This window comes from Lysobacter sp. KIS68-7, assembly GCF_021284745.1.
Lineage (GTDB): Bacteria > Pseudomonadota > Gammaproteobacteria > Xanthomonadales > Xanthomonadaceae > Noviluteimonas.
In genome coordinates, this window is the sequence record NZ_CP089925.1 from 1,878,270 (window position 1) to 1,894,883 (window position 16,614).

Here is a 16,614-nt window from a genome sequence, read left to right on the forward strand (position 1 = left end):
CACCAGGCCCGCTTCCAAGATGCTGCAGAAACTCCGCGACAAGACCTCCGGCTGGATCGCTTCGGTGATCTTCGGACTGCTGCTGATTCCGTTCTCGTTCTTCGGCGTCGAGCAGTACATGCACAGCAAGACCGAGACGTGGTCGGCCAAGATCGAAGCGCCGCCGACGTGGTGGTCGAGCGCGCCGAACTGGTGGCCCGCCTCGCTGCTGTGGACGCGCGAGGAAATCAGCAACCAGGAATTCCGCCAGCGCTTCGAACGCGAACGCCAGGCGCAGCGCCAGGAGCTTGGTGCTGCGTACGATCCGCGCGCCTTCGAAACGCCCGACACCAAGCGTCGCATCATCGACGAGATGATCGACCAGCGCGTGATGCAGATGGCCGCCACGCGCGCGGGCGTCTCCATCTCCGACGCGCAGGTGCAGAGCGCGATCGCGAGCATGCCGGTCTTCCAGGTGGACGGCCGCTTCAACAAGGAGCGTTACCAGTTCGCGCTCGCCTCGCAGCAGATGGCGCCTTCGGGTTTCGAGAAGGAAGTGCGCGACGGCCTGCAGGTCGACCTGCTGCCGAGCGGCCTGAACGATTCCTCGTTCGTCACCGCCAGCGAAATGGACCGCGTTCTCAAGCTGCTGGCCGAACAGCGCACCGTCTCCTACGTGCAGCTGCCTGCGCCGGCGCCGGACATGGGCCCGGTGAAGGGCGCCGAGATCGACGCCTGGTACCGCACGCATCATTCGGAATTCCGCGCGCCGGAAACCGTGTCGATCGAATACGTCGAAGTCGACGCGAGCGCCTTGAACGTGCCGCCGGCCGACGAAGCCGCGTTGCGCGCGCGCTTCGAGCAGGAGAAGGACAAGCTCGGTGCGCAGGGCGAGCGCCTGGTGTCGCACATCCTCGTCGCGGTGCCGGCCGATGCCAGCGTCGCTGCGCAGAAGGCCGCCGAAGACAAGGCGACGAAGCTCGCCGCCGAGGCCAAGCAGCCCGGCGCCGATTTTGCCGCGCTCGCGCGCGCCAACTCCGACGACACCGGTTCGAAGGCCAATGGCGGCGACCTCGGTGATGTCGCGCGCGGCACGCAGCCCAAGGCGTTCGAAGACGCCGTGTTCGCGATGCAGGCCGGCGAAGTGCGCGGCCCGATCAAGACCGAATACGGCTGGCACGTCATCCAGCTGCGCGAAGTGAAGACCGCCGCCGCGGTGACGTTCGAGGACATGCGCGAAAAGCTGGCCGCCGAACAGGCGACGGCCGATCGCGAGCGCGCCTTCAACGAACTGACCACCAAGCTCGTCGACCTGGTGAACAAGAACCCGACGGCGCTCGCGCCGGCCGCGAAGGACACCAATCTTCCGGTGCAGACGCTGGGTCCGTTCCCGCGCGAAGGCGGCACCGGCATCGCGAGCAACGTCGCCGTGCAGCGCGCCGCGTTCTCCGACTCGATGATCCAGGACGGCCTGGTGAGCGACACGATCGAAATCGCGCCGGACCACGTGGTCATGCTGCGCGTCACCCAGCACACGCCGGCGCGCGAGCTGCCGGTGGCGCAGGTGCGCGAGCGCATCGTCGCGGAAATCCGCGGCGAGCGGACGCGCAAGGCCGCGCAGGCCGCCGCCGATGCGATGGTGGCGCAGCTGAAGGCGGGCACGCCGATTGCGCAGGCAGCCGCAGCGAAGGGCCTGGTGGCCGTCGATCTGCCGACCGTGCCGCGTGGTGCGCCGCTTCCGGCGCGCGAGGCGACGCAGGCGTACTTCTCGGTGCCGTCGCCGGCGGCGGGCAAGGTGTCGCCGGGCAGCGTGCGTTTGCAGGACGGCAGCTTCGTGGTGTTCGCGGTCTCGAAGGTGACCGAGGGCGATCCGTCGAAGGCGACCGCGCAGGAGCGCGATGCGCTGCGTCGCCAGCTGGCGCAGGCCGGCGGCAACGACGACGCGCGTGCGTTCGTGGCGGCGATGCGTCGTGCGATGAAGATCGACGTCGCTGAGGACCGCCTGTAAGGGCGCTCCACTAGACGGGCGGATCGCCGCGAGGCGTCGTGCCCGTCTTGTCCACTCCATACGACAAGTCGCGGCCAAGACGGGCACGACACCTCACGTCGCTCCGCTCGCAACTTGATGCCCTCGCGGAGCGTCTGGGAATGTGGGCGCGTCGCAATCCATTGCTCGCGCGCCTACACCGTAAATTCTGATGGACGGCCCGTCGCCCACCTCGGCGCTGCGCCGTCGCGTGCGTCACCTTCGGCAGGCAACGTGCCTAGCGACATTTGTGGGCACGCGCCCCTTCGGACCGAAGGGGCGTTCCCCTGAATTGATATCTAGGCACCTTGCCCTCCGAAGCGGGACGCACATGCCGATGCAGCGAGCGAGGGGGCAAAGTGCCGTCCTTCCGAAGCCGGAAGTTGGCGCACGCGTTCGCATCGCAGGGGCCCTCGGCTCCCAGACGCTCCGCGCAAACATCAAGTCGCGAGCGGAGCGACGCGAGCCGTCGTGTGTGTCTTGGCCGCGACTTGTCGTATGGAGTGGACAAGACACACACGACGGCTCGTGGCGGTCCGCCGATCTGGTGGAAGCAAAAAGCCCGGCAAAGCGCCGGGCTTTTTCATTCCTGAGAAAGAAGGATCAAACCCCTTCGATCCCCGTCATCCCGAGGATGTTGTACCCCGCATCGACGTAGGTCACTTCACCCGTCACACCCGCAGCGAGATCCGAACACAGGAACGCCGCGACATTGCCGACGTCCTCGATGCTCACCGTACGACGCATCGGCGCGTACTCCTCCACGTGCCCGAGCATCTTGCGGAAATTCGCAATGCCCGCCGCCGCCAGCGTCTTGATCGGACCAGCCGAAATCGCATTGACGCGCGTGCCTTCCGGACCGAGGTTCAGCGCGAGATAACGCACGGTCGCCTCCAGGCTCGCCTTCGCCACGCCCATGACGTTGTAGTTGGCGAGCGCGCGTTCGGCGCCGAGGTAGCTCAGCGTGATGATCGCGCCGTTGCGGCCGGCCATCATCGGGCGCGCCGCCTTCGCCATGCCGGCGAGCGAGTACGCCGAGATCTCGTGCGCGATGTTCCAGTTCTCGCGCGTCAGGCCGGCGAGGAACTCGCCTTCGATCGCTTCGCGCGGTGCGTACGCGATGGCGTGCACCAGGATGTCGAAATGATCCCAATGTTTCTTCAGCGAATCGAAGCAGTTGGCGATCTGCGCATCGTCCGCGACGTCGAGCGGAATCACGATGTCGCTGCCGTATTCCTTCGCCGCGTCTTCGACGCGCGACTTGAGCTTTTCATTCTGGTAGGTGAAGGCGAGCTGCGCGCCTTCGCGGTGCATCGCTTCGGCAATGCCGCTGGCGATCGAACGCTGGCTCGCGATGCCCGTGATGAGCGCGCGTTTGCCCTGCAGGAAACCCATGGATCCTCCGAAATTCTGAGCGCGCCGGGTCCTCCGGCGGGGGGCGCTAGTGTGCCTGCGACGCGGCTCAGGGACCAGCCGCGGTGGCGCCGACGGCGCTCCCGGTGGCCGCGATCTCAGCCGTAGCGGCGGGGGCGAGCACGCGCAATGCGTCGTCGTCGTTGCGCGCGATGATGCGGCCGCCTTCGAACGCGGGGTTCATGCGCCGCACGCGCGCGGCATCCAGGCCCTGGTCGCGGGCCCAGGCCTCCAGCGTCTTCGCACCATGCGGTAGCGCACGGGCTTGCAGCAACGGAATCGGGCGGTCGAGCGCGCGCAACCATTCTTCGCGGTCGTCCGCGCTTTCGAGCAGGCACGACAGCGCGCGCAGCTTCTGCACGTAAGCATGCGTGATCGGCGAGAGGCCCTGGAGCGTTTCGGGTTTCGCGTTGCGTGCGTTCTGCCCGCTGCGGCGCAACGCGCCGAGCACGCGGTATTCGCCTGCGTTGTAGGCCATCACCGCCAGGCGCCAGTCGCCGGCGAACATGCCGTGCAGGGTCTTGAGATATCGCACCGCCGCGCGCGTGGAATCCACGGGGGACAAGCGACCGTCGTAACCGGGGCGTACCGCAACGTCATGGTTGCGCGCGGTGAGCGCGATGAACTGCCACAGGCCCGCGGGTCCGCCAGCGCTGCGTGCGCCGGGGCGGTAGCCGCTTTCGACGAAGGGAATCAGCGCGTATTCGGTGGGCAGGTGCGCTTCGCGCACGGCGTCCACCACGTAGCCGAACAGCGGCAGCACATCGTCGCCGTCGGTGGCCATGCGCTTGGGCGCGTTGGCGAAATGCTGGCGCCAGCGCGCGCTGCCGCCGTTGGCCGGACATTCGGGATCGGCCAGGCCGGCGCGGAACTGCGCATAGATGTCGCGGCCGCTGCGGGTGGGAAGCGTGGCGGACGACGAGGCAGTGGAGGGTGCAGCGGGTGTTTCGTTCGCCTCGGCCATGCGGGGCGGCGTCCTGGGGATCTCCTGCGCTGCCATCGCCATCGGCGAGAGCAGGGCGCAGGTCAACATCACCCAGTGCGCCCGCGACCTCATGCGCGGTACCCGTCTTTCCAGCGCCGCAATTCGGCGAATGCGTCCACGCGGTCGGCAAGCGCCCGGCCCGCGTGGGCGTTGACGGCCGCGCGCACGGGCGCGGCGTCGATGCGCAGGAACGGGTTGCAGACCGTTTCCTGCGCGAGCGTGGAGGGCACGGTCGCTTTTCCGGCGAGGCGCTGGCGCTTGGCCTCGACCGCGCGCTTTTGCAGGTCTTCGTTCGCCGCATCCACGGTCAGCGCGAAGGCGGCGTTGGCCACGGTGTACTCGTGGCCGCAGCACACCAGGGTGTCTCCGGGCAGCGCACGCAGGCGGTCGAGCGAATCCAGCATCTGGGTCGGCGTCCCTTCGAACAAGCGTCCGCACCCGAGGCTGAAGAGGGTGTCCCCACAAAACAAGACTTGATGGCCGTGGAATGCGATGTGGCTCACGGTATGGCCCGGGATCTCATGGACCTCGAAGACCCAGTCGCCGATGCGGGCCGTGTCGCCCGCGCCGACCCGCTGGGTGGCGGTGGCGATGCGGTCGTCGTGCGGCGCGATGACGGGCAGGTCGGGCCAGCGCTCGAGGATCCCGGGCACGCCGCCGATGTGGTCGTGGTGGTGGTGGGTCAGCAGGATGCCGCGCAGTTGTAGGCCGCCCGCCACTGCGGCGAGCACCGGGCCCGCTTCCCCGGGATCGACGACCAGACCCGTGCCCGTGTCGTCGTGCAGGGCCCAGATGTAGTTGTCCTCGAATGCCGGCAGCGGTCGAAGTCGCATCGCATCGTCGGGCTCTTCCAGCAGAATAGGGACCATGCCGTCGCCCGGATTCCCCAGTCAACCTGAACAGGCCGGCGCCCGTCTGGCCGGGCGCTGGTTTGCGTCTACGGCCGGGCGCGCCCTCTTGGACAGCGAAGACGAGATCGTCCGGCGCGCCGGGGACGAACGCCCCGGCCAACCCTGGCTGCGCCTGATGCCGACCGGTGGACTCGCGGTCGTCGGCGAACGCGAGCTGCCCCTGTACGTACATGGCGGCGCCTTCCACGGCCCCGTGCGTTGCGGCCTGCCGCTGCCGCTCGCCTCCGAATCGATCGGCACCGTGGTGTTGCAGCACGTGGCCGACGGTCCCGTGGCCGCCGACGCCATGCTCGAAGAAGCCGCGCGCGTGCTCGTGCCCGGCGGGCGGCTGTGGCTGCTCGCGCTCAACCCGCTCGCGCCTTATCGGCTGCGCTGGTTGCGCGAAGGGCCGACGGCGTCCGAACCGATCCGCTGGCGCCGTCGACTGCGCGCCGCGGGCCTGGTGCCCGAAGCGGTCTCGCAAGGCGTGGGCCCGCGATGGGACACTGTCGCCAACGCCACGCTCCAGCAGGGCGCCGGCATGCGCGCCGCCTATTTGTTGCGCGCGGAGAAACGCGTGAGTCCCCTGACCCCGATCCGCCCCCGCGCGACGCTGCGCATCCAGACCGGCGTGCCCGCTGCATGACGATCAAGCAAGTGGAGGCGCACACCGACGGCGCCTGCCTCGGCAACCCCGGACCCGGCGGCTGGGCCGCGCTGCTCCGCTACAAGGGCAAGGAACGCGAACTGGCGGGCGGCGAAATCCTCACGACCAACAACCGCATGGAGCTGATGGCGGCGATCATGGCGCTGGAGTCGCTCACCGAGGCCTGTTCCGTCGTGTTGACCACCGATTCGCAGTACGTGCGCCAGGGCATCTGCGACTGGATGCCGAACTGGGTGCGCCGAAACTGGAAGACAGCGGCGGGCGATCCGGTCAAGAATCGCGACCTGTGGGAACGCCTGCATGCGGCCAACTCGCGCCATCGCGTCGATTGGCGCTGGGTGAAGGGCCATTCGGGCGATCCGGACAACGAGCGCGTGGATGATCTCGCACGCGCCGAAGCCACGAAGTTCAAGGGGATGCAGGCAGGATGAGGCAGGTCGTACTCGACACCGAAACCACGGGGCTGTCCTGGGAGAAGGGCAACCGGGTGGTGGAAATCGGGTGCGTCGAACTCGTCGAACGCCGCCCCACCGGGCGCACGTTCCAGCGCTATCTCAACCCGCAACGCGAATTCGAACCCGGCGCGCAGGAAGTCACGGGCCTCACGCTCGAGTTCCTCGCGGACAAGCCGAAGTTCGAGGAAGTCGCCGAGGAGTTCCTCGCCTTCATCGACGGCGCCGAGCTTGTGATCCACAACGCGGCCTTCGACGTGGGCTTCCTCGATTACGAGCTGTCCCGCATCGAAGCCACGCCCGTGCGCTCCATCCGCGCGATCTGCGGCGTGGAGGACTCCCTCGGGCTCGCGCGCCAGCGCTTCCCCGGCCAGCGCAATTCCCTGGATGCGCTGTGTCGCCGCCTCGGCGTCGACAACTCGCACCGCCACCTGCACGGCGCCTTGCTCGACGCGCAGATCCTGGTCGATGTCTACCTCGCACTGACCTCGGGGCAGGGCGAGATCGGCTTCGCCGCCGAAGAGGCCGCACGCACCGCCGTCGCCGAATTCGCCGCCGCCGGCGGCCCGCGCCCGCGCATCAGCGCCACCGCGGAGGACCTGGCCGCGCACGACGCGCGCCTGGCCGTGCTGCGCAAGAAAGCCGGTGGCCGCGCAGTCTGGGATGCGTTGCTGGAAGAAGACGCGCCGGAAGCGTTGCCGGCGTAAAGGTCTGTTTTTCCGCAGGGCACGTGCCGCGCCCTCGCTCCGCGTTGCGCCTTAGTGGCGCCGCACCAGGACCACGGTGACGTTGTCCGAGCCGCCCCCGTCCAGGGCCGCCGCCACCAGCGTATCCACGCATTCCTGCGCGCTGCAGTCGTCGTGCCCCAGCACGTCGGCGATGTTCCGGTCCTCGACTTCCTCGGTGAGGCCGTCGCTGCACAACAGCAACTGCATGCCCGGGCGCAGCTCGCCCGTCATCGTCTCGACGTTGAGCTGGGTGGGTTCGGTGACGCCCAGGGCCTGGGTGACCACGTTGCGGTGCGGATGGCTGCGCGCCTGTTCGGTGGTGATCGCGCCCTGCGCGATCAGTTCCTGCACGTAGCTGTGGTCCTGCGAGAGCTGCGCGAGCTGGCCGTCGCGCCAGATGTACACGCGGCTGTCCCCGACCCACGCCACTTCGAACCGATTGCCCTGCACGCGCGCGGCCACGACCGTCGTGCCCATCGGCAGCGCGTCGTTGCGGCGGCGCGAGGCGCGGATGATTTCCTCGTCGGCGATGCGGATGGCCTGGGCGAGCGGGGTGCCGTCGCGCACTTCGCGCACGATGGTCTCGCGCGCGAGCGCGCTGGCGACCTCGCCGTACTCGTGGCCGCCCATGCCATCGGCGACCAGCCACAAGCCCAGCTCGCTATCGCCGTAGTACGTGTCTTCGTTGAGTTCCCGACGCAGTCCGACGTGTGTCAGGTGTCCGAATTCGATCATGGCCGAAGGGATGGGCAGGTTCCCGATGAGTAACGGCATGATCGCTGTGATCCGGCCGTGCAGGCGACGCGTGATTGGGGGCAGTCGGTCACGAATCCGGAAATGCGATCCGTACGCCGCCCGATGGAGCGCCTCAGGGCGCCGCGCCCGTGCGGTAGTCCTGGTACGACTTCTCCTCCACGTAGGCCGAGCCCAGTGCGAGGTTGATGTCCTTCTTGATGCGCGCGCGTTCGTCGTTCTCGAAATACACCGCGCGCGCCAGGCGCACGAACTCGCCGTCGAAGGCCTGCGCCTTCTCCTTGATCCGGATGTCGTCCTCGATCACCCACAGCCGCTCGTTCACGGCCTTCAGGTCGGCGCGCAGCTTGGCCACGTCGTTGCCGGCGGCCGGATGGGCCATCCAGGTCTTCTCCAGCGCCGACAGCTCGTTGCGGACGTTGGCCAGCTTGGCCGGGTCGCTCATGCGCTCGGACTTGATCTGCAGGATCGCGATCTTGTCGAGCAGTTCGCCGTAGGAGACCGGGACGAGGAGTTCGTTGGACATGAGGACCGGCTCGAAAAGGGGGCGCACAGTGTAGCCGCGCCTTGTCCCGGCCGGCGTGCGCCCGTATCATGCACGCCCCGCTGTTCGGCCGGTGCAGGCGAGCAACACCCGGAGAGGTGGCAGAGCGGTTGAATGTACCTGACTCGAAATCAGGCGTGCGTTTATAGCGCACCGAGGGTTCGAATCCCTCCCTCTCCGCCAGTCTTGAACGAGAACGCCCCGCAAGGGGCGTTTTGTTTTCCAGCTCGCGCGTGCTTCAGAAGCGGCCGGCCCGCCGGTCGGACCCGAAGCGCTCGAACGCCGCCACCGCATCCTCGACCGTCACCAGGTCCATCGCGCCTTCGCGTTCGATCTTCGTGCCCCACGGCAACGCATCGGCCGGCTTGCCGAGGAACTTGCGCGCGGCGTCGTCGTAACGGTCCACGCAATAGCGCAGGTCCGAATACGGACCGCTGCGCCGCGGATTGCTCGGCGCATGCAGGCCGAGCACCTTGGTGCCCATCGCGTTGGCGATGTGCGTGGGGCCCGAGTCGGGCGTCATCACCAGATCGGCGCGCGCCAGCAACGCGGGCAACTGCTTGAGCGTGTCCTTGCCTACGAGGTCGAGCGGTTTTGTGCGCATAGCGGCCATGATCCGGTCGGCCACGTCGCGTTCGAGCGCGCTGCGACCTCCGCACAACACCGTGCGCCATCCGCGCGAGGCCGCATGGTCGGCGACGGCCGCGTAGCGCTCGGGGCGCCAGTTGCGCAGCACGTGCGAGGAGCAGGGCGAGACGACGAGCGTGGGCATGCCGTCGTCGGCCCACTGTGCGCGCGCCCAGTCGTGCGCGGCCTCGGGCACCGGCAAGTGCCAGGACACTTCGGTCTGGCGCACGCCGAGCGGCTCGCTGAAGCTGCCGATCGCATCGAGCACGTGGATGCCCGGGCGATCGGGAATGCGCTCGTTGATGAAAAGCCCGTGCAGGTCCTTCGAACGCGATGCGTCGTAACCGATGCGGCGTCGTGCAGGAATGCAGGCCGACAGCAGGTTCGCGCGCGCGGCCACCTGCATCTGCAGCAACGCATCGAAGCGACGCCCGCGCAAGGCGCGTCGCAAGGCCAGCATGCCGCCGGCGCCGCTGCGCTTGTCGTAGACGAGGAACTCGACGCCGGGCAGGCCTTCGAGCAGTTTGTATTCGCCCGTGCCGATCACCCAGGTGATCGCGGCCTCGGGCCAGGCGTGCTGCAACGTGCGCACCAAAGGCACGACATGCGTCACGTCCCCGAGCGCCGACAGGCGCAACAGGCAGATCGAGCGCGGCGATGTGGGCGAGTCGGGCATGTTGCTTGCTATGCTCGGGCGATATGGCCGCGTTCGATGCCAATGAAAGCCTGATGCCGTTCCGCGAGGGGCTCGGCTATGGGGCGATTCTGTTCGACCGCACACGCATGCGGCAAGCGGAGGCGTCGTGGTTCGACCCCGACCACTGGGGCAGCCATGCGCATGCCGTCGGCTCGGGCGGGCGCGGCGCGGCCTGGTTCGTCGACGGGCCCTTCGGTGGCGCGGTGTTGCGCCACTACCTGCGCGGCGGCCTGGCTGCGCGCATCAGCCGCGACCGCCACCTGTGGCGCGGCACGGACCGCGTCCGAAGCTTCGCCGAGTTCCGCCTCCTGCGCACTTTGCTGCAGCGCAAACTGCCCGTGCCGGTGCCCATCGCCGCGTACTACGTGCGCAAGGGGCATCGCTATCGCGCCGCGATCCTGCTCGAACGCCTGGAGGGCGTGCACACGCTGGCCCACCGCGCCAACACGCCGGGCGACGTCGCGCCGTGGGAAGCGGCGGGCCGCCTGATCGCGCGCTTCCATCGCGCCGGCCTCGACCATGCCGACCTCAACGCCCACAATCTGTTGTTCGACGACGCGGGCGAGGGCTGGATGATCGACCTGGACCGCAGCGTCCTGCGGATCCCCGCCACGGGCTGGCGCGAGAACAACCTCGCGCGCCTGAAGCGCTCGATGCTCAAGCTGCGCGGCGAACGCGTGGTGCCACAGGTGGAAGACGAATACATGCGCCTGCGGGCCGCCTACGACGCGCAATGGAACAAGGGCTACTGACGTGGCCTGGTCCTTGCGCCTGCAGGGTGTCGGCAATGCCTTCGCCACCGAACTCGGTTCCGCCATGGCGACGATCGAGCGCGACGGCGCGCCCTGGCTCACCATCGACTGCGGCAGCGACGGCCTGACGCATTACCTGGCGCACTACGGTGCGCCGCCGCGCGCGGTCTTCCTCACGCACCTGCACCTGGACCACGTGGGCGGCATGGAGCGCCTGTTCGGCGCGGTGTACTGGAACGACGCGCTGCGCGGCCGCACGCCGCTGTACGTGCCCGCACCGCTCGTGCCGCACCTGCAGCAGCGCGTTGCTTCCTATCCCAATGTGCTCGCCGAAGGCGGCGCGAATTTCTGGGATGCGTTCCATCTCGTGCCGGTCGGCGACCACTTCTGGCACGACCGCGTGCGGCTCGACGTCTTCGCCACACGCCACCACTGGCCCGACACCAGCTTCGGCCTGCGCCTGCCCGGCAGCATGGCGTGGACCGGCGACACGCGCCCGATCCCCGAACAACTTGCGCGATCCGCCAACGAAGGCGAACTCGTCTTCCACGACTGCGCGCTGCACGGCAATCCTTCGCACAGCGGCATCGACGATCTCGAGCGCGAATATCCGGCCGAACTGCTCGCGCGCTGCCGCCTGTACCACTACGCGAGCGAAGCCGACGGCGCGGCGCTGGAAGCGCGCGGCCATCGCATCGTGCGTGCCGGTGACGTGGTCTCGCTGGCCGACAGCACCGCGCAGACGGCCCCGATGCGATGAGCGCGGCCTCGCCCGTGGTGCCCGCGTCGTCGGCGCTGCCGCACGACGTGCTTGGTCGTCCGCTGCGCGACCTGCGCCTGTCGGTCATCGATGCGTGCAACTTCCGTTGCCCGTATTGCATGCCGGCCGATCGCATCCCCGACGACCACGGGCTCGATGCGGCTTCGCGCCTGTCTTTCGACGAGATGGAAACGCTGGTGCGCGGCTTCGCGCGCCTGGGCACGCACAAGCTGCGCATCACCGGCGGCGAGCCGCTGCTGCGCAAGCATTTGCCGGACCTCATCGCGCGCCTGTCGAAGATCGCAGGCATCGACGATCTCGCGCTCACCACCAACGGCAGCCTGCTGGCGCCGCAGGCGAAGGCGCTGCGCGCAGCCGGGCTGCATCGCCTGACGGTGAGCCTGGATGCACTGGATCCCGAACGCTTCGCGGCGATGTCGGGCGGGCGCGGGAAACTCGAGGACGTGCTCGCCGGTCTCGCCGCCGCGCGCGAGGCCGGCTTCGAACGCATCAAGCTCAACTGCGTCGTGCAGCGCGGCGTGAACGAAGACCAGGTGCTGCCGCTCGCCGCCTTCGCGCGCGAACACGGCCACGTGCTGCGCTTCATCGAATACATGGATGTCGGCACCTGCAACGGCTGGCGGATGCAGGACGTGGTGTCGTCGGCGCAGCTGCGCGATCGCCTGCATGCCGCCTGGCCGCTGCGTCCGCTGGATCCGCAGTACCGCGGCGAAGTCGCCTCGCGTTACGCCTATGTCGACGGCGGCGGCGAGATCGGCTTCGTCAGCTCCGTCACCGCGCCGTTCTGCGGCGACTGCCATCGTGCGCGGGTGTCGGCGGACGGAACGCTGTACACGTGCCTGTTCGCGGCGGAAGGCCGTTCGCTCCGCGAAGCGCTGCAACAGGGCGAGGACGCGCTGGTGGAGACCGTGGCGCAAGCCTGGTCGCGCCGCGCCGATCGCTACAGCGAACTGCGCGGCGCGGCGAATGCGCCGAAGCGGCACGTCGAGATGTACCTGGTCGGAGGCTGAGTGGCGACGCGCAAATCTTCCCTGACGCACGTGGACCCGGCCGGACGCCCGTCGATGGTCGATGTCTCCGCCAAGCCCGCCACCGCGCGCGCGGCGAGCGCCGAGTGCCGCGTGCGCTTTCCCGCCGACGTCGCCGCGCAATTGCGCGCAAGCAAGTTGCGAAGCAAGAAGGGCGCGATCGTCGACACCGCGATCATCGCCGGCACGATGGCGGTCAAGCGCACCTGGGACCTGATTCCGTTCTGCCATCCCTTGCCCATCGATGGTTGCCGCATCGCGATCGACTGGGCCGGCGAGCGCGAACTGCGCATCGACTGCACGGTGCGCACCACGCATCGCACCGGCGTGGAAATGGAAGCGCTGACCGGCGCGACCGTCGCAGCGCTCACGGTGTACGACATGTGCAAGGCGCTGTCGCACCGCATCGTGATCGGGCCGGCGAAACTGACCGGCAAGCGCGGCGGCAAGCGGGACGTGGGAGACGTGGCATGACCGTACGCGTGACCGTGCTGTACTTCGCTTCGCTGCGCGACGTGGCCGAAACCGACCACGAAACCTTCGACACCGCCGCGCCCGACCTGCGCGTGCTGTACCTGGAGTTGCGCGCGCGCCATGGCTTCGCGATGCCGGTGGATCGTTTGCGCGTGGCCGTCGACGGTGCCTTCGCGCGCTGGGAAGACGCGCCGCGCGACGGCAGCGAGATCGCGTTCATCCCGCCCGTGTCGGGAGGCTGAGGTGGCGCGGTTCTCCCTGTCCGACACGCCTTTCGACGTCGCCACGCTGCGCGCCGGACTGCTCGACGCGCGCGTCGGTGGCTATGCGAGCTTCGAAGGCTGGGTCCGCGACCACAACGACGGCCGCCGCGTGACGGGCCTGCGCTACGAGGCCTACGCCGCGATGGCGCAGCGCGAAGGCGAGGCCGTCCTCGCGCAGGCCTGCGCGCAATTCCCGATCCTCGACGCGCGCTGCGTGCACCGGACCGGGGACCTGGCCATCGGCGAACTCGCGGTTTGGGTGGGCGTGACCGCCGCCCACCGCGACGCGGCCTTCGCCGCCTGCCGGTTCGTGATCGACGAGGTGAAGGCCCGCGTGCCCATCTGGAAGCATGAACGCTATGCCGATGGCGATGCGGGTTGGCTCCATCCGGAGTGATCCGCCTTGTCCGGGACTGCCGCCGAAGGCTAGAATCCGCGACCTCCGGAGAGGTGTCCGAGTGGTTGAAGGAGCACGCCTGGAAAGTGTGTAAGCGGCTAAACCCCGCTTCGCGGGTTCGAATCCCGCTCTCTCCGCCAGTTTCCACGTCGCGCCGCGACGCAGTTCCAGTCCATGGTGGCCCCGTCGGCCCCTCGCGACGCTAGGTCGAAAACCCCGCCAGGGCCGGAAGGCAGCAACGGTATCGGTCGATGCGGGCGCCGAGGCAAGTCGGCGGGGTCATCGCCATTTTGCGAAGCAAAATGACGATGACCCGAAAGTTTGCGGAGCAAACTTTCTAGCGGGGTTGCATGCCGACTACCCGCGCTGACGCGCGCCCCTTCTACCAGAAGGGGCTATGCCACCCGATGGGTTCGTCGTGATCGGTTGGTGGCTTGGCATGGCATCATCTCCCCATGTCCTATCTCGTCCTTGCGCGGAAATGGCGGCCTCGGCGGTTCTCGGAGCTGGTCGGCCAGGAGCATGTGGTGCGTGCGCTCACCAATGCGCTCGAGACGGGGCGCGTGCACCACGCGTTCCTGTTCACGGGGACGCGCGGGGTGGGGAAGACCACCATCGCGCGGATCTTCGCCAAATCGCTGAACTGCGAGCTCGGAACGTCCGCGGAGCCGTGCGGGGAGTGCAATTCCTGTCGCGATATCGATGCGGGGCGTTTCATCGATCTGCTCGAGATCGATGCGGCCAGCAACACGGGCGTCGATGATGTCCGCGAGCTCATCGACAACGCGCAGTACATGCCCAGCCGCGGTCGGGTGAAGGTCTACCTGATCGACGAAGTCCACATGCTCTCGAAGAACGCGTTCAACGCGTTGCTCAAGACGCTCGAGGAGCCGCCGGGACACGTCAAGTTCCTGCTGGCCACCACCGATCCGCAGAAGCTGCCCGTCACCGTCCTCTCGCGCTGCTTGCAGTTCAACCTCAAGCGGCTGGACGAGGGGCAGATCGCAGGGCAGATGACCAAGATCCTGGAGGCCGAGGGCATCGCGGCGTCGCCGGGGGCCATTCGCCAGTTGTCGCGCGCCGCCGATGGCAGCCTGCGCGATGGTTTGTCGCTGCTCGACCAGGCGATCGCCTACACCGGGAGCAAGCTCGAAGATGCGGGCGTGGCGACGATGCTGGGCACCGTCGATCGCACGCAGGTCGCGGGCATGCTCGATGCGCTCGCGGCCGGCGACGGTGCGCGATTGCTCGAGGTGGTCTCCGCGCTCGCCGAGTTCTCGCCCGATTGGAGCGGGGTGCTCGATGCGCTCGCCGATGCGCTGCATCGCGTGCAGGTGAAGCAGCTCGTGCCGGGGGCATCCGTGGATGAGGAGGGCGTCGATGTCGAAGGCCTTGCCTCGAAGGTGCGCCCCGAACTCGTGCAGCTTTGGTACCAGATGGCGCTCAACGGGCGCCGCGATCTTGCGCTGGCGCCGAGTCCCCGCGCGGGGTTCGAGATGAGCGTGCTGCGCATGCTCGCATTCCGGCCGGGCGAAGGCGCCGCGCCGTCGGGCGAAGGCGGTGGTAGCGGCGGTGCGCGCGTGAACAGTCCCGCGGCGGCGCGCGCTGCCTTGCAGGAACCTGCGCCGACGCGCGCAGCACCTGCGGCCGCGAAACCTGCACCCCCGAATCCGATGTCGTCGCCGATGGCCGATGCGCCGCGCGCCGCGCCGCGCAGCGAGCCGAGCGCGCCGCCTGCGCCAACGCCCGCGCGCGTCGAGCCGATCGCGAGCGCGCCTGCTGCGCCTGCCGCATCGTCCCCATTGGTCGACGCCGATTCGTGGACCGACATCGTGTCCCGCTGCACGCTCGGCGGTCCCGCGAAGGAGCTCGCCGCGCACGCCGGTTTCCTCGGCTACGCGGACGGCATCCTGCGCCTGTCGCTGTTGCCGGCCGACGAACATTTGCAGGTGCCGGGCCTGGTGAAGCGCCTGGCCGACGCGCTCGCGCCGCACCTCGGCGGGGCGCCGCAGATCCGCTTCGAAGCCGCGAAGGCCGGTGGCGAAACGCTGCACCAGCGCACCGCGCGCGAACGCGATGCGCGCCAGGTCGCCGCCGAGCAGGCCTTCCTCGCCGATCCCGACGTGCAGCGCCTGATGACGCGCCACGGCGCGACCGTCGTGCCCGATTCCATCCGTCCCTTCGACGAGGCCTGAGCGCCGCGTCCCCCCAACGAGAGACAGTCCCATGAAAGGAAACATTGCCCAGCTCATGCAGCAGGCGCAGCGCATGCAGGAAAACGTGCAGCGCGCGCAGGAAGAAATCGCCCGGATCGAGGTCGAGGGCAGCGCCGGCGCCGGCATGGTGACGGTCACCATCAGCGGCCGCATGGAATGCCGCAAGGTGCGCATCGATCCGTCCGTGATGTCCGATCCGGAAATGGCCGAAGACCTCGTCGCCGCCGCCTTCAACGACGCGGTCAACAAGGTCAATGCCGAATCGCAGTCGCGCATGTCCGCCGCCACCGCCGGCATGCCGATGCCGCCGGGCATGAAGCTGCCGTTCTGACGCCCGCGTCGTGGCGCTGATCGACCAGTTGATCGAAGCCTTGCGCGTGTTGCCGGGCGTGGGCCCGAAATCCGCGCAGCGCATGGCCTACCACGTGCTCGAACGCGAGCGCGTCGGTGGCAAGCGCCTGGCCGACGTGCTCGCCCAGGCCGTGGAGCAGATCCGCCATTGCGCGCGCTGCCGCGACTTCAGCGAAACCGAAGTCTGTGCGATCTGCGCGAGTGCCTCGCGCGATGCGCATTTGCTGTGCGCGGTGGAATCGCCTGCCGATCGCCTCGCGATCGAACAGGCCACCGGTTATCGCGGCCTGTATTTCATCCTGCAGGGACGCCTGAGTCCGCTCGACGGCATCGGCCCGCGCGAACTCGGGCTCGACCAGCTCGACCAGCGCCTGGCCGAAGGCGAAGTGCAGGAGCTGATCATCGCCACCAATCCCACGGTGGAAGGCGAGGCGACCGCGCATTACCTCGCGCAGCTCGCGCGCCGCCACAAGGTGCGCCCGAGCCGACTGGCGCACGGCGTGCCGCTCGGCGGCGAACTGGAATACGTGGATCGCGGCACGCTGTCGCATGCGTTCGGCACGCGCAGCGAAATGCCCTGACCAAGGAGCG

General features: G+C 68.7%; 19 protein-coding genes, 2 tRNA genes and 1 other RNA gene. 16 read left to right on the forward strand and 6 right to left on the reverse strand.

Annotated features, from left to right (window positions below):
* Positions 1 to 19 precede the first annotated feature (19 nt).
* Positions 20 to 1,987 (forward strand): SurA N-terminal domain-containing protein, encoded by a 1,968-nt coding sequence (locus LVB87_RS09105; protein WP_232897665.1) that lies wholly within the window; start codon positions 20 to 22, stop codon positions 1,985 to 1,987.
* 621 nt (positions 1,988 to 2,608) lie between these two features.
* On the opposite strand, the gene LVB87_RS09110 is transcribed toward LVB87_RS09105, so the two are convergent.
* The 3 genes from LVB87_RS09110 to gloB all read right to left on the reverse strand — a co-directional run bounded on the left by LVB87_RS09110 (position 2,609) and on the right by gloB (position 5,236).
* On the reverse strand, positions 2,609 to 3,400 hold the full coding sequence (locus LVB87_RS09110) for an enoyl-ACP reductase (protein WP_232897666.1): 792 nt from the start codon (positions 3,398 to 3,400) through the stop codon (positions 2,609 to 2,611).
* Positions 3,401 to 3,467: 67 nt separating this feature from the next.
* Positions 3,468 to 4,451, reverse strand: a complete 984-nt coding sequence (locus LVB87_RS09115) for a lytic transglycosylase domain-containing protein (RefSeq protein ID WP_232897667.1) — start codon at positions 4,449 to 4,451, stop codon at positions 3,468 to 3,470.
* 20 nt (positions 4,452 to 4,471) lie between these two features.
* Positions 4,472 to 5,236, reverse strand: a complete 765-nt coding sequence (gene gloB, locus LVB87_RS09120) for a hydroxyacylglutathione hydrolase (RefSeq protein WP_232900524.1) — start codon at positions 5,234 to 5,236, stop codon at positions 4,472 to 4,474.
* 124 nt (positions 5,237 to 5,360) lie between these two features.
* On the opposite strand from gloB, the gene LVB87_RS09125 reads away from it, so the two are divergent.
* Genes LVB87_RS09125 through dnaQ form a run of 3 tightly spaced genes read left to right on the forward strand, consistent with a single transcriptional unit; the run spans position 5,361 to position 7,119 of the window.
* Complete coding sequence (locus LVB87_RS09125; protein WP_232897668.1) at positions 5,361 to 5,939, forward strand: class I SAM-dependent methyltransferase; 579 nt, start codon at positions 5,361 to 5,363, stop codon at positions 5,937 to 5,939.
* Positions 5,940 to 5,941: 2 nt separating this feature from the next.
* Positions 5,942 to 6,391, forward strand: a complete 450-nt coding sequence (rnhA, locus tag LVB87_RS09130; protein ID WP_232900525.1) for a ribonuclease HI — start codon at positions 5,942 to 5,944, stop codon at positions 6,389 to 6,391.
* Positions 6,388 to 7,119, forward strand: coding sequence for a DNA polymerase III subunit epsilon (gene dnaQ / locus LVB87_RS09135; RefSeq protein ID WP_232897669.1), 732 nt, complete (start codon positions 6,388 to 6,390; stop codon positions 7,117 to 7,119). Before rnhA ends, dnaQ begins: the two co-directional genes overlap by 4 nt.
* A 51-nt stretch (positions 7,120 to 7,170) precedes the next feature.
* On the opposite strand, the gene LVB87_RS09140 is transcribed toward dnaQ, so the two are convergent.
* Together LVB87_RS09140 and LVB87_RS09145 are read right to left on the reverse strand one after the other, a co-directional pair.
* The gene (locus LVB87_RS09140; protein ID WP_232897670.1) at positions 7,171 to 7,875 is read right to left on the reverse strand and encodes a PP2C family serine/threonine-protein phosphatase; all 705 of its coding nucleotides are present in this window, start codon (positions 7,873 to 7,875) and stop codon (positions 7,171 to 7,173) included.
* A 133-nt stretch (positions 7,876 to 8,008) separates the two neighbouring features.
* Positions 8,009 to 8,419, reverse strand: a complete 411-nt coding sequence (locus tag LVB87_RS09145; protein ID WP_232897671.1) for a DUF6165 family protein — start codon at positions 8,417 to 8,419, stop codon at positions 8,009 to 8,011.
* A gap of 110 nt (positions 8,420 to 8,529) precedes the next feature.
* Between LVB87_RS09145 and LVB87_RS09150 the strand changes: the two genes are divergently transcribed.
* Positions 8,530 to 8,620 (forward strand) — tRNA-Ser (locus LVB87_RS09150).
* 55 nt (positions 8,621 to 8,675) lie between these two features.
* On the opposite strand, the gene LVB87_RS09155 is transcribed toward LVB87_RS09150, so the two are convergent.
* Positions 8,676 to 9,740, reverse strand: coding sequence for a glycosyltransferase family 9 protein (locus tag LVB87_RS09155; RefSeq protein WP_232897672.1), 1,065 nt, complete (start codon positions 9,738 to 9,740; stop codon positions 8,676 to 8,678).
* 23 nt (positions 9,741 to 9,763) lie between these two features.
* Between LVB87_RS09155 and LVB87_RS09160 the strand changes: the two genes are divergently transcribed.
* From LVB87_RS09160 to recR, 11 genes are all read left to right on the forward strand, one after another.
* Positions 9,764 to 10,513 (forward strand): 3-deoxy-D-manno-octulosonic acid kinase, encoded by a 750-nt coding sequence (locus tag LVB87_RS09160; protein WP_232897673.1) that lies wholly within the window; start codon positions 9,764 to 9,766, stop codon positions 10,511 to 10,513.
* A 1-nt stretch (position 10,514) separates the two neighbouring features.
* On the forward strand, positions 10,515 to 11,273 hold the full coding sequence (locus LVB87_RS09165; RefSeq protein ID WP_232897674.1) for an MBL fold metallo-hydrolase: 759 nt from the start codon (positions 10,515 to 10,517) through the stop codon (positions 11,271 to 11,273).
* Positions 11,270 to 12,304, forward strand: coding sequence for a GTP 3',8-cyclase MoaA (gene moaA, locus LVB87_RS09170; RefSeq protein WP_232897675.1), 1,035 nt, complete (start codon positions 11,270 to 11,272; stop codon positions 12,302 to 12,304). Before LVB87_RS09165 ends, moaA begins: the two co-directional genes overlap by 4 nt.
* 54 nt (positions 12,305 to 12,358) lie before the next feature.
* Positions 12,359 to 12,796, forward strand: a complete 438-nt coding sequence (gene moaC, locus LVB87_RS09175) for a cyclic pyranopterin monophosphate synthase MoaC (RefSeq protein ID WP_232900526.1) — start codon at positions 12,359 to 12,361, stop codon at positions 12,794 to 12,796.
* Positions 12,793 to 13,038 carry a MoaD/ThiS family protein gene (locus LVB87_RS09180; protein ID WP_232897676.1) on the forward strand — a complete coding sequence of 82 codons (246 nt, stop codon included), beginning with the start codon at positions 12,793 to 12,795 and terminating at the stop codon, positions 13,036 to 13,038. The genes moaC and LVB87_RS09180 overlap by 4 nt, the downstream gene beginning before the upstream one ends.
* Position 13,039: 1 nt before the next feature.
* Positions 13,040 to 13,456: a molybdenum cofactor biosynthesis protein MoaE gene (locus LVB87_RS09185; protein WP_232897677.1), complete on the forward strand. Its 417-nt coding sequence runs from the start codon at positions 13,040 to 13,042 to the stop codon at positions 13,454 to 13,456.
* 47 nt (positions 13,457 to 13,503) lie between these two features.
* Positions 13,504 to 13,596 (forward strand) — tRNA-Ser (locus LVB87_RS09190).
* Between the two features lie 43 nt (positions 13,597 to 13,639).
* An RNA gene (ffs, locus tag LVB87_RS09195) (signal recognition particle sRNA small type) lies at positions 13,640 to 13,736 on the forward strand.
* Between the two features lie 175 nt (positions 13,737 to 13,911).
* Entirely contained in the window at positions 13,912 to 15,651 is a 1,740-nt protein-coding gene (gene dnaX / locus LVB87_RS09200) for a DNA polymerase III subunit gamma/tau (RefSeq protein ID WP_232897678.1), read from the forward strand.
* Between the two features lie 31 nt (positions 15,652 to 15,682).
* The gene (locus tag LVB87_RS09205) at positions 15,683 to 16,003 is read left to right on the forward strand and encodes a YbaB/EbfC family nucleoid-associated protein (protein ID WP_232897679.1); all 321 of its coding nucleotides are present in this window, start codon (positions 15,683 to 15,685) and stop codon (positions 16,001 to 16,003) included.
* Between the two features lie 10 nt (positions 16,004 to 16,013).
* Positions 16,014 to 16,604 (forward strand): recombination mediator RecR, encoded by a 591-nt coding sequence (recR, locus tag LVB87_RS09210; RefSeq protein ID WP_232897680.1) that lies wholly within the window; start codon positions 16,014 to 16,016, stop codon positions 16,602 to 16,604.
* Positions 16,605 to 16,614: the final 10 nt, after the last annotated feature.

Bases quoted from the DNA above. Each gene is read 5' to 3' on its own strand.
- LVB87_RS09105 (WP_232897665.1), top strand. From the start codon at position 20: ATGCTGCAGAAACTCCGCGACAAGACCTCCGGCTGGATCGCTTCGGTG.
- LVB87_RS09110 (WP_232897666.1), bottom strand. From the start codon at position 3,400: ATGGGTTTCCTGCAGGGCAAACGCGCGCTCATCACGGGCATCGCGAGC.
- LVB87_RS09115 (WP_232897667.1), bottom strand. From the start codon at position 4,451: ATGTTGACCTGCGCCCTGCTCTCGCCGATGGCGATGGCAGCGCAGGAG.
- gloB (WP_232900524.1), bottom strand. From the start codon at position 5,236: ATGCGACTTCGACCGCTGCCGGCATTCGAGGACAACTACATCTGGGCC.
- dnaQ (WP_232897669.1), top strand. From the start codon at position 6,388: ATGAGGCAGGTCGTACTCGACACCGAAACCACGGGGCTGTCCTGGGAG.
- LVB87_RS09140 (WP_232897670.1), bottom strand. From the start codon at position 7,875: ATGATCGAATTCGGACACCTGACACACGTCGGACTGCGTCGGGAACTC.
- LVB87_RS09145 (WP_232897671.1), bottom strand. From the start codon at position 8,419: ATGTCCAACGAACTCCTCGTCCCGGTCTCCTACGGCGAACTGCTCGAC.
- LVB87_RS09155 (WP_232897672.1), bottom strand. From the start codon at position 9,740: ATGCCCGACTCGCCCACATCGCCGCGCTCGATCTGCCTGTTGCGCCTG.
- LVB87_RS09160 (WP_232897673.1), top strand. From the start codon at position 9,764: ATGGCCGCGTTCGATGCCAATGAAAGCCTGATGCCGTTCCGCGAGGGG.
- moaA (WP_232897675.1), top strand. From the start codon at position 11,270: ATGAGCGCGGCCTCGCCCGTGGTGCCCGCGTCGTCGGCGCTGCCGCAC.
- moaC (WP_232900526.1), top strand. From the start codon at position 12,359: ATGGTCGATGTCTCCGCCAAGCCCGCCACCGCGCGCGCGGCGAGCGCC.
- LVB87_RS09180 (WP_232897676.1), top strand. From the start codon at position 12,793: ATGACCGTACGCGTGACCGTGCTGTACTTCGCTTCGCTGCGCGACGTG.
- dnaX (WP_232897678.1), top strand. From the start codon at position 13,912: ATGTCCTATCTCGTCCTTGCGCGGAAATGGCGGCCTCGGCGGTTCTCG.
- LVB87_RS09205 (WP_232897679.1), top strand. From the start codon at position 15,683: ATGAAAGGAAACATTGCCCAGCTCATGCAGCAGGCGCAGCGCATGCAG.